At 47.7% G+C, this 15626-nt stretch carries 9 protein-coding genes; 7 read left to right on the forward strand and 2 right to left on the reverse strand.

Annotation, left to right across the window (positions count from 1 at the left end):
- Positions 1-29 precede the first annotated feature (29 nt).
- A complete protein-coding gene (locus AAIH57_RS03025; protein ID WP_430020489.1) occupies positions 30-1673 on the forward strand; it encodes a sugar ABC transporter substrate-binding protein in 1644 nt (547 codons plus the stop codon).
- Positions 1674-1694: 21 nt separating this feature from the next.
- Entirely contained in the window at positions 1695-3044 is a 1350-nt protein-coding gene (locus AAIH57_RS03030) for a glycoside hydrolase family 30 protein (RefSeq protein ID WP_430020490.1), read from the forward strand.
- An 80-nt stretch (positions 3045-3124) separates the two neighbouring features.
- Here the strand turns inward: AAIH57_RS03030 and AAIH57_RS03035 are convergent, their stop codons facing one another.
- Entirely contained in the window at positions 3125-3523 is a 399-nt protein-coding gene (locus tag AAIH57_RS03035) for a hypothetical protein (protein ID WP_430020491.1), read from the reverse strand.
- A gap of 195 nt (positions 3524-3718) precedes the next feature.
- Here AAIH57_RS03035 and AAIH57_RS03040 point away from each other — a divergent pair, with 195 nt between their 5' ends.
- A complete protein-coding gene (locus AAIH57_RS03040; RefSeq protein WP_430020492.1) occupies positions 3719-4828 on the forward strand; it encodes a glycosyltransferase family protein in 1110 nt (369 codons plus the stop codon).
- Positions 4829-4856: 28 nt separating this feature from the next.
- Positions 4857-5930: a glycosyltransferase WbsX family protein gene (locus tag AAIH57_RS03045; RefSeq protein ID WP_430020493.1), complete on the forward strand. Its 1074-nt coding sequence runs from the start codon at positions 4857-4859 to the stop codon at positions 5928-5930.
- A 75-nt stretch (positions 5931-6005) separates the two neighbouring features.
- Here AAIH57_RS03045 and AAIH57_RS03050 read toward each other — a convergent pair whose 3' ends face one another.
- Positions 6006-6839, reverse strand: coding sequence for an AraC family transcriptional regulator (locus tag AAIH57_RS03050; RefSeq protein WP_175396453.1), 834 nt, complete (start codon positions 6837-6839; stop codon positions 6006-6008).
- A gap of 122 nt (positions 6840-6961) precedes the next feature.
- Between AAIH57_RS03050 and AAIH57_RS03055 the strand changes: the two genes are divergently transcribed.
- The 3 genes from AAIH57_RS03055 (at position 6962) to AAIH57_RS03065 (ending at position 15626) form a co-directional block, all read left to right on the forward strand.
- Entirely contained in the window at positions 6962-8419 is a 1458-nt protein-coding gene (locus tag AAIH57_RS03055) for an alpha-L-fucosidase (protein WP_175396454.1), read from the forward strand.
- Positions 8420-9054: 635 nt separating this feature from the next.
- Positions 9055-14319, forward strand: a complete 5265-nt coding sequence (locus AAIH57_RS03060) for a S8 family serine peptidase (RefSeq protein ID WP_430020494.1) — start codon at positions 9055-9057, stop codon at positions 14317-14319.
- Between the two features lie 302 nt (positions 14320-14621).
- Positions 14622-15626 carry a Gfo/Idh/MocA family protein gene (locus tag AAIH57_RS03065; protein WP_430020495.1) on the forward strand — a complete coding sequence of 335 codons (1005 nt, stop codon included), beginning with the start codon at positions 14622-14624 and terminating at the stop codon, positions 15624-15626.

Here is a 15626-nt window from a genome sequence, read left to right on the forward strand (position 1 = left end):
TCAAATGACTATTTTGAGGAGGAAACACGATGTTGAAAATGAAGAAGGCCATTGGCCAAACGGGCGTTAAACTGAGTGCTGCCTTGCTGACAGCGGTACTGATGATTACAGGCTGCAGCGGGGGAGCGGGTGGCTCCAGTGAGGGAAACTGGGTTTCCATTGAAGACCGCTATACGGTTGATCCAGAGACCCCGGCTTGGCAATTGGACAAAAAAGAAGAAGTGACAGATCTGACCTGGTACGTCAACGCGGACTGGTGGAACACCGATTTTGGCAAAGACATTGTTACGAAGAAAATCAAAGAGGACCTGAACATCAACATTAAATTCATTACGGGAGATGACACCAAATTAAATACCTTTTTTGCCGGTGGAGATATGCCTGACCTGCTGACAGTGTTTGACTCCAACTCTCCTGTCGTGCAAAAGGCCGCAACCTGGGCACTGCCGCTGAATGATCTGGCTGAAAAATATGATCCGTATTTCAACAAAGTGGCTGCAGCCGATACCTTGAACTGGTTCCAGCTGGCTGATGGCAAGACCTACGGATACCCGAACTATTCCAATACGCAAGCCGATTATGATAGCGGTAACATTCCAGCCAAAACAGCATTTATCATCCGCAAGGATGTGTATGAGGCACTGGGAAGTCCCGTAATGGGTACACCGGAAGAATTCCAGAATGTGATGAAGCAGATCAAAGAGAAGTTTCCGACGCTGATCCCTTTCGGATTTAACTCTATCGGCGAAGGAACGGGTTCACTCGGAGATACCCTGCAGGATTTCATTGGTGTACCGCTGGAGAGCGAGAATGGCGAATTCTATGATCGAAATCTCGATGAAGACTATCTTGCCTGGCTGAAGACGCTGAACACGGTATACAGAGATGGCAATATCAGTGATGACAGTTTTGCGGATGATGGTACAGCCTTTGAGGAAAAAGTGAAATCAGGAAAATACGCAACGATGCTGCTGGACGGCACACCTCAACAAGGCGGTAATCTTCAAATTTACATGAGTGCCAATCCTGGCAGGGAGTATATTGCGATAGATGGTCCACAAAGTACCAAAGGCAATGCTCCAACACTGAATCAATCCGGCATTACCGGCTGGATGATTAACTTCATTTCCAAGGACAGCAAAGATCCGGCCAAAGCGATTCAGATCTTCACGTATCTGCTCAGTGAAGAAGGTCAGACGCTGATGAATTACGGCATCGAAGGTGAAACCTATCAAACCAAAGCGGACGGAACGGTAGAATTACTGCCTGCTGTGAAGGATTTGCAGCTCAACAATGCGGATAAGTTCAAAAAGGATTATCGTATGGGCGAATTCATGTTCTTCGGTCATGACCGTCATAAGGCATTGAGTGCGGATGCTTTTCCTGAGTCGATTAAACAAATGCAGGAATGGGGCAATGGCAAGCTCAAGCCACACTTCATCCTGGAGAATATTAACCCAGATCAAGGAACGCAGGAGGCACGTGCACTGTCTGCGATTAATACCAAATGGAATTCGACACTGGTAAGTATGGTTCGGGCCAAGGATGATGCTGCATTTGATAGTGCGCTGGCGGCATATAAGTCATTTTTGGATGAAAATCGCTGGGAGGAGATCGTGAAGGTCCGCAGTGAGAAGATGAAACAAAACAAGGAGAAACTGGGTATCCAATAAAAGAAATCCGGAGGGGATCAGATGAGCCGATTCAAGATTTATCAATCTACAGGAGAGCATGAGTTGTTTGTGCCTATATCAGAGAAACAATTGAAACCGCTTCATGCGGACCAGGAGACAATCGTAGTCCATCTGGATGATCAGCAGACGTTTCAGGAAATGGACGGTTTCGGAGCTTCCTTTACCGATTCAGCAGCCTATCTGATCCATCAGGTATTAAGTGATGAACAGCGGGAAGAGGTCATGACCAGGTTGTTCCATCCTCGGGATGGCATCGGGTTGTCTGTTGTACGTAATCCGATGGGGGCATCGGATTATGCCAGAACGGTATACAGCTATAATGATCTGCCTGAAGGGGAAACGGATATGGAGCTCGCCCGTTTCAGCATTGCGCATGATAAGGAAGATGTAATTCCTTTAACCCAAAAGGCGCTGGAACTGAACCCGGAACTGAAGCTGTTTACTTCACCTTGGAGTGCACCCGGGTGGATGAAAACCAGTGGATCAATGATCACGGGTCAATTGAAGCGAGAATATTATTCGGTGTACGCCGAGTATTTTGCCAAATATATTCTGGCTTTTGCGGAACATGGACTGCAGGTCTATGCGGTGACACCACAAAATGAGGCACTATATGAACCGGGACATTATCCAGGCATGTTGATGCCAGCGGAAGCGCAGGCGGATTTTATCAAAAATCATCTTAAACCTGCCTTTGTCCGTCAGGGCATTCAGACCAAAATTCTCTGTTATGACCACAACTGGGATGAGCCCGCTTATCCTCTTACCGTGCTGGAGCAGGCGGGAGAGGAAGTCGATGGCGTTGCCTGGCATTGGTACGGAGGCGAAGCATCGGCACAAACGAAGGTACATGAAGCATATGCAGGTAAAGAAGTACACTTCACAGAAGGATCAGGAGGGGAGTGGATTCCTCCCTTCGAGCAGGCTTTCTCCAATGTCATGCGCACAGGAATTCAGATTCTTCGAAATTATAGCAAGTCTCTGGTGCTCTGGAATATGGCACTGGATGAGAACAACGGGCCAACGGTGCCGGGGTTCGGTCGCAGCACTTGTCGCGGCATCGTGCAGGTAAACCAGCAAACGGGTGAGCTTACGTATACTTTGGATTACTATGCCCTGGCTCATTTTAGTGCTATTATTCGCCCGAAGGCCGTTCGCGTCGAATCGACGTCAAGTCATGCTTCCATTCACAACGTTGCCTTCAACAACAGGGATGGTTCCATTGCCGTCGTTCTCTTCAATGATGGGGAAGAGTCTGGTGATATTCAGGTGAAGCTTCGTGATGAAGAGCTGTTAAGCATAAAAATGGAATCCAAAAGTGCATTGTCCATACTAATTCCCAGCCGATAATTTCGTAATCAAAAAAAACAAAGCCGAACCGCAGAGTGAAACATCTCTGCCGTTCGGCTTTTTCGCACGCTTTTCTTGCATCATATCATCTGAATAGCGAGATTGGGCGTTCCTCCGCTATCGTCGATAAACAACACATATTGATTCCCGCTGGTTCCCGTCAGAACAAGGCCCGGTTGATTCAAGACACCCGGATTGTAGTACAACAACTGCTGCACTACCGGCAAAGCTGCAGGAAGGGTTGGCTGATTAAGCGCCATGATCCGGGTGGAGGCTTTTACACTGTCCCCTGCATCGATAACTCCGCCGACTCCGAGATTGTTTGTAAGGGAACTGCTGCCGTTAATCTGAAGATGGCCGGCAATTGTCTGATTTCCGTTCACCTGCAGATCCAACCCAACCGTTTCATTACCATTCACATGCAGGTTCTGATTGATGGTCTGGTTTCCCGTAACGAGGATGCTATCAAATGTTGGCAAACATATCAACTCCCATCTGGTCTTGATATATTCTATGAGGACAAGAACCGGATGGACACCGGGTTCTGGCACATTTATGGATAGAAACAGCCATTATACATAGTTGAACACCTAAAAATCCAATTCTAGAAACCTAGCCAGTCATCCATGCATATTGTAGGCAGTGAGTGTCAATCCGTTTTGGGACGGGAGGGTTTGGTCATCAAAAAAAAGAGACGCATGCAAGTCAAATCTCAAAAAAACAAGCTCTCTGTCCAGCATCCCAATCAACGGTTGCTAAGACAGATGAATGCCACATTAAATCGGAAATTGAAGTCGATTCAGCATCATCTGACCATCCAGCAGAGGGATCTGCAGCAGCACCTGATGAAAATTTTACAGGATGGCCATCGTCCGCCTAAGGTTGATCCGCCAAAGGTCGTGTACAAACAATTAAATGTGCTTCTCATTACGCCGTGTATGGATCGAGAGATTTCGTCCATGTCCGTTCTGCTGGAACAGAGTTTGAGGCATCTCGTGAAAAACATCTATGAAATCAAAACGATTCAACCTATTGAAACATACCTGGACGCATCCAATACGGATTTGATTCTCCTTTTGGGCGGTGAAGAGGCACTGCCGGAGGAGAACATTGAAGCGTTACGTGCCTCGCCGATCAAAAAGGCCATTTGGTTATCCGATCCATCTGGTGTAAAGCATCTGGAATCCGTGATCTCCTTATTCGATTATGTATTCACGCAGGATGCTGCAAATATTCCATCCTATCAGCGCATGGGTAATGCGTTATGTTATGAAGTTCCTTTTCCACCGAATCCTAACGTATTCTATCCTCAGACAGCTCGCAAGCATCACGAATCTGATGTGTATATCATTGGAGATGCGCAGCCTGGCAGTGGCCTTTTTGAATTTGCGAATCATGCCCTTTTGTCCGGCAAAAAGGTACGAGTTGAGGGGAAGGGATGGAAGCGATATGGAGCATTTATCCCTGTACAGGCTCATGAAGATCGGGAATGGTTGTACAACGGTGCCAAAATTGTTATTCAGGACAACTCTTCGATCAGAAGCATGTTGGAGGTGGCGGCTTGCGGAACATTCCAATTGATCTCGATCTCTTCAACTGTTGATCCGGATACGGACGTATTCCAAAGCTACAATTCGCTTGAGCAGCTCGTGGAGAAGTTTGACTATTACTGGAACCAGGTGGATCAGCGAAGACTGGCTGCTTCCCGGGCAATGGCTTACGTCAAATATAATCATTCCTATTTTCAGAAAAGCTTGCAGCTTCTGGATCGTATATTCCGATAAATCCGGCTGTCTAATGGAGGAATCCTGATTGAAACTTATTGCGTTGCATTTGCCTCAATTTCATCGGATTGCTGAGAATGACAAGTGGTGGGGGGAAGGATTCACCGAATGGACGAATGTGAGAAAAACAGTTCCCTTATATTCAGGCCATATTCAGCCCAGAAAGCCATTGCAGCAGAACTATTATGATCTGACGGACCCTGCGGTGCGCAAATGGCAGGCAGAGACAGCAGAATTATATGGAATATATGGATTCTGTTATTATCACTACTGGTTCAAGGGCAAGCGACTGCTTGAAAAGCCGGTTGACGAGATCATAAAAACCGGGGAACCCGATTTCCCATTTTGTTTGTCATGGGCCAATGAAACCTGGACTCGCAAATGGGATGGTCAGGAATCGGATATTCTCATTTCACAGGATTATGGAGATGAGAGCGACTGGAAAGAACATTTCGATTATCTGGTCACGGCTTTTAAGGACAAACGCTATATCCGGGTGGATGGAAAACCGATGTTCCTTATATACCGGCCTGCCAGCATTCCCCGTTGTGAGGAAATGATTCGTTACTGGCGCAAGCTGGCCATGAAACATGGGCTGGAGGGTATTCATTTTGTGCAAACGATAGGCGGTTTCCCGACCTATAATAACCAGATTTTTGACGCAAGCATGGAATTTGAGCCGCATTATACGTTTGCTCATGGTCACACGAACGAAATCTGGATCGAGATGAATATCGGGAGTCAGAAGCATATTGTCGTGAACTATGATAAAGTCTGGTCTGCCATGCTGGAAAGGTCGCCTCATCGAAACGGGGAAGTGGTATACCCGGGTGCTTTTGTAAATTGGGACAATACGCCGCGACGCGGCATGGACGGACAGAGTACACTTGGTTCCACTCCCGAGAAATTTGGGGTGTATTTGTCCAGGCAGATGGAGCGAAGCCGGAATTCGTACAAGAGTGGCTTCATGTTCATCAATGCCTGGAACGAGTGGGCAGAAGGCACATATCTTGAACCCGATGAAGAATATGGCTACGCCTATTTGAAAGAGATCAAAAGAGTCATCCAACTCAGCGAAGGACTCCATAGCAAATACTTATAATTGATGGGGTTCCTCATAGGGAACTCCATTTCATTTTACGAGCAAATCTGCATAGCCAGACCTCATCATCCATCCTTACGTTGCCAGCCGTGTCGTTTGTTTACGAAATTCCGTAGGGGTTAGACCGGTATGCTTCTTGAACAGTCTTGAAAAATAATACAAATCGCGGAAGCCGAGACGTTCTGCAATCATCGTAATGGTGCTTGGTGTACAGGTGAGCAGTTCCTTGGCTTTGTCCACTTTTTTGCCCGTGATGTAATGTATGGGCGGGGTGCCGATCTGCTGTTTGAAGAAACGGATAAAATAGTTTGGATGCATATAGGCAATGCGAGCCAGATCCTGAACCGTTATATTCTCTTCAATGTGGGCATCGATATAAGCCAGTATGGCAGACATTTTTTCAATAACAGGCATATTCAAATAAGTGATCTGCTGCAGATCCAGATTCATCAGATAGTGGGAGATGAGCTCCGTCAGTTTGCTTTTGGCCATCATGTGCCCATATACCTCACCCGATTTGGCATGCAAAAGAATGTTATTAAAGATGTCGTTGACCAGCTCAGGGCGCTTTATAGAACAGAAGTGAGGGAACTCCAGAATTTGAAAGAGATTGATCCCCCCGACCTTTACGCTGAAATGACACCAGTATTTGAGAAAAGGTTGATCACTAATGGCCGAATAGGATTGAGTGACCCCCTCAGGCATCAAAAAGAGCTGTCCAGGTGCCGGATAATATTCCTGATCCCCGATCTTCAACCATCCTTCCCCTTCGCATATCCAATAAAATTTGCTGTAGTCTGGAGTATAATCCAGATCACGCCAGTCGGCTCCGCACCGATTGTAGTCGACCATGAACAATTCCACGTGCAGGTTGGACAGGTAGTTCGTAAGCAACGTCTGATGATTCACGGATCACATCTCCTTACAAGGTTATTATTGTCCATCCAAAAGTTAGTGTTCTGCATGTCTATCCGTTCATTAAGCCACTACAATACAAGGGAACAGGATAATGAAAGGAATGAGAACAGATCATGGACAGTAACGAATATTTGCAACAGATTGAAGCGACCATTGCGGAAGGCCGATTCAAGGATAACTGGAGCTCGCTTAGTGCTTATGAGGTGCCAGATTGGTACAAGAATGCAAAATTTGGAATTTTTATTCACTGGGGACTGTATTCCATTCCGGCTTATGATAGTGAGTGGTACTCACGTAATATGTATATCCAGGGTTCCAAAGCCCATGAGCATCATCTGGCAGTTTATGGCCACCCGAAGGATTTTGGATACAAGGATTTCATTCCGATGTTCCGAGCAGAAAAGTTCAATGCAGACGAATGGGCTGCGCTATTTAAAAAGGCAGGAGCCAGATACGTGATGCCTGTCGCTGAGCACCATGACGGTTTTCAAATGTATAAAAGCTCCATATCCCACTATAACACAGTTGAAATGGGACCCAAACGGGATCTTCTCGGGGAGATGAAGACCGCTTATGAGAAGCAGGGTCTTTCATTGTGCGTCTCCTCGCACCGGGCCGAGCACTGGTTTTTCATGTCACACGGGAAGGAATTCGATTCAGATATCAAGGAACCGCTCAGACGTGGGGATTTTTACTGGCCTGCCATGCCTGAACCGGACCATCACGACCTGTATGGCTCGCCGCCATCCACGGAGTTTCTGGAAGACTGGCTGATTCGCTGCTGTGAACTGGTCGACCAATATCAGCCTCGAGTCTTTTATTTTGATTGGTGGATTCAGACCGCCGCTTTCAAACCCTACCTGAAAAAATTCAGCGCGTACTACTACAACAAAGGCGAGGAGTGGGGTATTCCTGTAGCCATTAACTATAAACATGACGCATTTGTGCTGGGATGTGCCGTTCCCGATGTTGAACGGGGGCAATTTGCCGATCTCAAACCGTACTTCTGGCAAACCGATACTGCCGTCGCCAAAAACTCCTGGTGTTACACGGAAAATAATGACTACAAAACAGCAAATGAAATCATCAGGGACCTGGTCGACATTGTGAGCAAAAACGGCAATCTTCTCCTGAATGTTGGACCGAAAGCGGATGGCAGCATCCCCGATGAAGACAGGGATATTCTGCTCGCGATCGGCGAGTGGCTGGAGGTGAATGGCGAAGCCATATATGATACCACCTTCTGGCGTATATACGGTGAAGGCCCGACAGAAGTGAAGGAAGGCCAGTTCACAGACGGAGATACCAAGATTTTTACGAGTGAAGATATTCGTTTTACAGTCAAAGAGAGCTGCCTGTACGCAACGGTACTGGTCTATCCGGATGACGGAGAAGTTCGTATTCAATCCTTGAAGGAGAATTCTCATCATTTTCACGGTATAATTAAGAGTATAGAGGTATTGGGTTTTGAGGAACAACCTCAGTGGATAAGAACAGCGGATGCCCTTACGATTACAACCAGAAGCGTTAAGAGCGATTCACCTGTGGTTTTCAAAATGGAGATGGACTAAAAGACGGAAGGAGCCGGCAACCATGCCGGTTCTTTTTGTCATTCTATTCTGTTTCATGATAGTAATGCGATAAGCCTTGGTTATTAAGACTCTAATTAGACCTGCAAGTATCCCGGTTTTGCGCAAATGCGAAATGAGATTCCGGGCTGTAAGAGACAATAGACATATAAAAGCATTAAAAAGGCTTATTTTCTATATTTTTCAAGAAAAATGCTTGTATATATCGTTTTCTGGCTCTATACTATTCCATAAAAATCCAATTAAAATTCAAATTGTATATTATGTGAAATTCATAGAAATTCAAACATCACTCAACCTACTCCAATCGATTGATTCATTTACTCCCTGGCAAGTCCTTTGCTAACGCTCGTGATTACCCTCCCATATGAATGCTAATAGACATTCACTCTCATGGCTGAACCATAATCTTTCCTCTAATTCACTTCTAGGATCAACAAACAGCAGCTATCGTTTCACATTGTCCCTTAACCAGACCTTTAAAGGAGGTGAGGCTCTATGTAATGAGTCGGGCGTCTATTGTGGTCCGCAAAAAGGCCGTTTTTTTCGTTTGATTTTGCAGAGAAGGGCATATGCACCAGAATAACTCAAAAACCGGGTAAAAGGAGTGGAAAAGTTTGATAAAGATTAATCGGTTACGCAAGCCCATATCCATGGGGCTCTCGCTTCTCCTTGCATTTTCGATCGTACATCCGGTTTCAGCTGACAACTCCACATCACAAAAAATCGACATGAAATCTGGCCTGGCCAAGGTTTCGACATCCAAAGTCAACGCGAAGTTGACCAAGCAGTTTGAAGATAGTGACTATGTCACCTATCTGGTGAAAATGAAGGAACAGGTGGATACCTCGGCTGTCTCCAAACAGGCCATGGAAAAGGCGACAATAGAGAAACAAACGGCTTCAGCAACCAAGCTGTCCGTCCGGAATTCTGTTGTCAGCTCTCTTCGGGAAACGGCATCGCGGACGCAGTACACGCTCGAAAGCTATCTCGAGAAGGAAATTGACCTGGGCAAGGTCAAAGAATATAAAAGCTATTTTATCGTCAATTCATTGGCTGTAACGAGTACAAAGGAAGTCATGGAACAGATTGCTCTGCTGCCAGAAGTGGAAAAAGTCCTTCCTAACGAAACACGTTACTTGCAAAAAGCCGAGGTAAGCAAAGAAACGGCGAGTGCAGCACCAGCTGCAGATCCTGCCAAAACGCCAGCCAAAGAAGATGCAGCAGGTGCCAAGGACTCAGCAGTCGCATCAAAGGATAACCTGGCAACAGAAAATGTTGAGTGGAATATCGATTATATCAATGCGCCCGCAGTGTGGGAGAGAGGAATCGATGGAACAGGCATCGTTGTTGCCAATCTGGACAGTGGAGTTGATTATACTCATCCAGCTCTTCGCAGCAAATGGAGAGGACTTGATGCATCAGGCAATATCGTCGATCCAGAGCTCAGCTGGTATGATCCACATAGTAACGCTTCCCTGCCTGCCGATGAGGATGGGCATGGTACACATACGATGGGGACAATGGTAGGTTCAGAAGAAGATGGAAGCAATCAGATCGGGGTTGCTCCAGGTGCCAAATGGATCGGTGTACGGATATTTAATCCGGAAACCACGGATGCCATTATCCTGGACGGCGGACAGTGGCTGATTGCACCCGTGGATGCCGAAGGCAACCTTCACCCTGAACTCGCTCCGGATGTGGTCAACAACTCCTGGGGTGGCGGTGCAGGACTGGACGAGTGGTTCCGGCCAATGGTACAAGCCTGGCGGGATGCACAGATTTTCCCTGAGTTTTCTGCCGGTAATGTGAGATTGACGAATCCTGGAGGCCCGGGTTCGGTCGCGAATCCTGCCAATTATCCTGAAAGCTTCGCCACAGGCGCTACGGATATTAACGGTAATCTGGCTTCCTTCTCACTCCTCGGTCCATCTCCATATGACGAGATTAAGCCAGAAGTTTCGGCACCAGGGGTCAATATCCGCTCCTCTGTTCCAGGTGGGGTATATGAGGGGGGCTGGGACGGAACATCCATGGCAGGCCCGCATACGACAGCACTTGCAGCACTCCTGCTTCAGGCCAATCATTCCCTGACCGTAGATCAGCTGGAACAGATTATTATGGATACAGCAACTCCGAGAACGGATAGTCAATATCCAACATCGCCAAACAATGGCTACGGACATGGCATTATTAATGCGCTGGATGCTGTCGGCTCGGTACTTGAAGGGATCGGAACGGTATCAGGACGGGTGGTTACCGCAGGAGATGATCTTGAAGAACCAGTCCTGGAACACACACCTGTTAACTCAGCTTTCACAGGACTTGATATTCCGCTGACTGCTCATGTTACGGATAACGTTGGGGTGGTTTCGGTAGAAGCATTCGCCAAAACGACAGGCACGAGTCAGTACGTCTATCTGCCGATGAACCGCATCGCGGGAGATAGCAAGGACGGAACCTATTCAGCTACCATTCCGGCATTTCTGATTGAGCCGGAAGGGGTGGAGTATTATATCCGGGTTAACGATTACGGCAATAACGGATTTGAGAGCCAGGTATATAAAGTGGCTGTGTCCAATGGTGTACAGCCAGGATATGTTCAGGATTTTGAAGAAGATCAATTGGGCTTCTCAACAGGCGGAACAGGAAGCACCTGGGTTTGGGGAGCACCGGTCAGCGGTCCTGGCAGTGCAGCCTCCGGAGACAAGGTGATTGCAACCAACCTGGAAGGCACGTATGCAGGGAACAGCAATGCATATCTGCTGGCACCACCTATTGATCTTACCGAAAGTCCGGAAGGGGCATTAGTCTCCTTCAAACACTGGTTTGATCTGGAGAGCAATATTGACTTCGGCAAAGTGTATATCGCTACCGAAGACAATGATTACGTGTTTGAGGAATTGTTAAGCTTCACGGGAACAGGCGGTGATTGGAAGACACAGTATGTGGATCTGCGAGAATATGCGGGGCAGCAGGTGTTCATCCAGTTTAACCTGACCAGTGACAATTCTGTCCAAAAGGCAGGCTGGTATATTGATGACTTCTCCGTACAATCACCAGATGATATCGCTCCTGGGGCGCCTGCAGAATTAAGCGCAGCGGCTGACATTTTGGGTAATGTGGCATTGTCCTGGAGCGGACCTGACGATGAGGATCTGGAGTCTTACATTGTCTATCGTTCGACGACTTCCGGCGCCGACTACGAGGCGATTGGAAGTACACGAGCGACGACATTTACAGATACGGCCACAGTGACGGATGCAACTTACTATTATACTGTTGCTGCTCTGGATTATAGTGGGAATGAAAGCGAGAAGTCGAATGAGGTATCCATCACGGTTGAGGTGCCAGAAGATATTTACGTCGACCATTTTGATGGCAGTGATGATAATGGATGGACCCACTCGGGAACCAAGGATGAATGGGAACGCGGTGTTCCGGTCAATGGACCTGCAAGTGCCGTTTCTCCGCCAAATGTCTGGGCAACCGATCTGGATAATACGTACGAGAACGGATCGAACTATTCTCTGGTATCGCCAGTTGTGGATTTGACGGAAACAAATGATGCTACACTGACCTTCAACCACTGGTATGAGATTGAAAGCGGATATGACTATGGCTATGTGGAAGCTTCAACAGACGGAGGAAGCACATGGTCTGAACTTGGCAAGTTCTCTCATAGTTCAAACGGGAAACAATGGACGCCGGTATATTACGATCTGAGTGCGCTCACTGGAAACGAAGTTCAATTCCGATTCCGCCTGACCTCAGACAGCAGTGTGGTTAAGACGGGCTGGTACATTGACGATTTCCGCATTTTGAGTATCGCACCTGAGACGGTAACACAAGATAGCGCGGCAGTTCTTAGCAGTGACAAACCTAAACCGGTTTATGACAATTCCTGGTACAAGGTTACACGAACCGATAAGGCTGAATTTAATCAAACCAAGCAGCAGCAGCCGGAAGCAGAGAAACCTGATACAGGTTCCGTTACTCCGCAAAGCCTGCCTGCAAGTGCAACGGTCACCGTTCTCGAAACCGGACGTTCGGTGAAAACAGACCCATCGACAGGAAAATACAGCTTCACCCATGTTGCGGGTGATTATACATTGAAAGCTGAGGCTTACGGATACTATCCGCGGACTCAAACAGTAACCATCACCGATGGTGATGGAGCAAAAGCCAATTTCAATCTGGAAGCCATCCCTCATGGACAGATTGAAGGTGTAGTTACCGACGAACGGACAGGCGAACCGCTGGTCGACGCATCCGTTCTCGTGCTGGAAGATGCTCAGGTAGGTGAGGTTCGTACCGGCGCAGACGGCAGCTTCGTTCTTGATGTGCTGGAAGGAAGCTATACCCTATCCGTCAGAGCTGCCGACTATTACAGCAAAACCGTAAATGTGACGGTGCCTGGAAATGGTACAGCGGAAGCGAGTGTGGCATTGAAGCCATTTATCGGTTTCCCTGGGGAAATCGCATATGACGATGGAACAGCCGAGAATGCCAGAGCTTTTGTTGCCGCTGATAATGCTTGGGCCGTGCGAATGACACCTGAGCAGGCAACGGCTCAAGTAACAGGCGCATCACTTCGATTCTGGAACACCGAGTGGCCTGTACCTGGTGGAACTGCGTTCCAGTATGCCGTCTATGATGCTTCCGGCGCAGATGGCGCACCTGGACGTTTGCTGGCAGGACCGTTTGACGGTACAGCATTACGTAATGATCAGTGGACCAGCGTTGAATTCCCGGAGCCAGTTATCGTAAACGGCGATTTCTATATCGTTTATGTACAGTCTGTGGCGGGAACAAGTGCACCGGGACTGGCAACCGATGAGAATGGTACCAATGCGGGGCGGAGCTGGCAGCGTGTAAGCGGCGTGTGGAGCACAGCACCAGCAGAAGAGGGCAACTATATGATCCGTGCGGTGGTGAGATATCCGGTAAACGCACCAGTCATTACGGCACCGGCAAACACGTATTCGAATAAATCAACCTTCACCGTGTCCGGAACCTCTCCGGCGAATGGAGCTCAGATCAAAATCTACAATGGCAAAGATGTGGCAGGAACCACAACGGTTGAGAATGGGAAGTTTAAGTTGGACGCCAAACTTCGTCCAGGGGTCAATGCATTCACAGCAGAGGCAGTGATCGGTGGAAAAGTTACGGACCGCTCGCTTCCGGTTGTCATTATCCAGGATCAGACGCCGCCAGAATTAACACTACTTACGCCAGAGGATGGAAGCCGGACCAATGCAGAAGTTGTACATGTTACAGGCAGCGCAGTGGACCCATTTCTCAACAAGGTGACAGTTAACGGAGGAACCGTCAAGTTGGAGAGGGATCGAAGCTTCAGTCATCGTATTCTCGTCAATGAAGGGGAGAACACCATCACTGTAACAGCGACGGATTTGGCAGGTAATAAAACGACGGTAACACGCAAAGTATTGGTAGAGACAACGCTGCCTGAGTTAACGAATATTACACCTGCAGAAGATGTACGCATTGCCTCAGGTGAAACCGTAACCGTATCCTTTGACAGTGCTCCAGGTCTGACGGCATCATTCCGAATTCAGCTGCCGTTGAATCTGAATGCTGAAGGCGGATCCGAGATTCCATTGGTGGAAACGGAGCCTGGGCACTATACGGGCACATACACTACACCTTCCACACTGGTACTTGAGGGAGGAGTCATCGTCATTCGTGTCCAAGACGCAGCAGGGAACAAAATCGAGACCGAAGCACCAGGCCGGCTGTTCGTGACTGCCGGGGAAGAACCGGGTCCTGAAGACCCGAACCCGGAAGAGACGAGTCCGGAGGACCCGAGCCCGGAGGACCCGAGCCCGGAACCACCTGCTGAGGAGACTTTGCTTCCTTAAATTTCTAAACTAAATAATGAATCCAATGATTCAATAAGCAAGGTGCCATGCATATGTATATGTGTGAGCACCTTGTCTCTTTTTTATTTTCCGGATAATCAATAGTTACCCAAAGGATGGAACCTTACTGGACTACGAGGTAGGGAGTAGAGGCTAAAACTGTTTAAGTTGGAATGTTGGTTTTGGATTTGGATGTCGTAATTTTATATATTTGTTGTCGCCTGTTCCTATTAAAATGAAATGAAGTCTGTGATAATTTATATTTAGTTGTCAGGATATTATATACTAGGAGGTAAGACATAGTGACCATCAGAATCGGCAAAATAAGCTTATGGCATGTGCATGCATGGGATTATATCAAGCAAGTCCAGGAGCATGAGGACACTGAAATAGCCGCAGTTTGGGATGAAGATGTCAAGCGCGGGCAGGAAGCTGCAAGCCGTCTGAATGTACCCTTCTATGCGTCTCTGGAAGAGATGCTGGCACAGAAGGATATTGACGCCGTTATAGTGGACGCACCTACTCGTGACCACAAGGACGTAATTACCGCTGCTGCCAAAGCAGGTAAACATATTTTTACGGAAAAAGTCATCGCTTCAACAGTAAAAGATGTGAATGCGATCATGGCTGAGGTGCGTGAGCAAGGAGTCAAAATGACGGTGTCTTTGCCTCGCTTGAATGACGGGTATACGTTAACCATTCAGGATGTGCTTCAGCAAGGCCTGTTGGGAAAAGTGACCTATGTCAGGGTTCGCCTGTCTCATAATGGAGCCACTGCAGATTGGCTGCCGCAGCACTTTTACAGCTTGGAGGAATGCCAGGGAGGTGCTATGATTGATCTGGGGTGCCATCCTATGTATCTGACCAGACTCTTCCTGGGTCAAGAAGTGACCGGCGTAAATGCCAATTTCGGTTATATCACCGGCAAAGAGGTAGAAGATAATGCCGTTGCCACCTTGTTTACGGATTCAGGAGCGATTGGTGTGGTCGAGGCTGGCTTTGTGAATAGTCATTCTCCATTTACGATTGAAGTTCATGGGACGGAAGGAACCTTGTTGTACGGAACACCTGACGACAAGCTGCTCATCCGCACCAATGCGGGCACAGAGGCCTATAAGGAATGGACGGTGCTTCCGCTGCTGGATAAAAGAGAAAGCGCATTCACTCAGTGGGTCTCTCATATTCAAAACGATTCCTTGGCTGCTGAAAATCTGCAGATCGCCACTGAACTGACACGCCTGATGGAGGCTGCCAACACCTCTGCCAAGGAAGGGCGCAGAATCTCCCTGGGTGATTTACAAGGTTAG

This window comes from Paenibacillus sp. MABNR03 (assembly GCF_050455445.1).
Taxonomy (GTDB): Bacteria; Bacillota; Bacilli; order Paenibacillales; family Paenibacillaceae; genus Paenibacillus; species Paenibacillus xylanilyticus.

Excerpts from the sequence above, each read along its gene's own strand:
- AAIH57_RS03030 (WP_430020490.1), top strand. The coding sequence starts at position 1,695 with ATGAGCCGATTCAAGATTTATCAATCTACAGGAGAGCATGAGTTGTTT.
- AAIH57_RS03025 (WP_430020489.1), top strand. The coding sequence starts at position 30 with ATGTTGAAAATGAAGAAGGCCATTGGCCAAACGGGCGTTAAACTGAGT.
- AAIH57_RS03055 (WP_175396454.1), top strand. The coding sequence starts at position 6,962 with ATGGACAGTAACGAATATTTGCAACAGATTGAAGCGACCATTGCGGAA.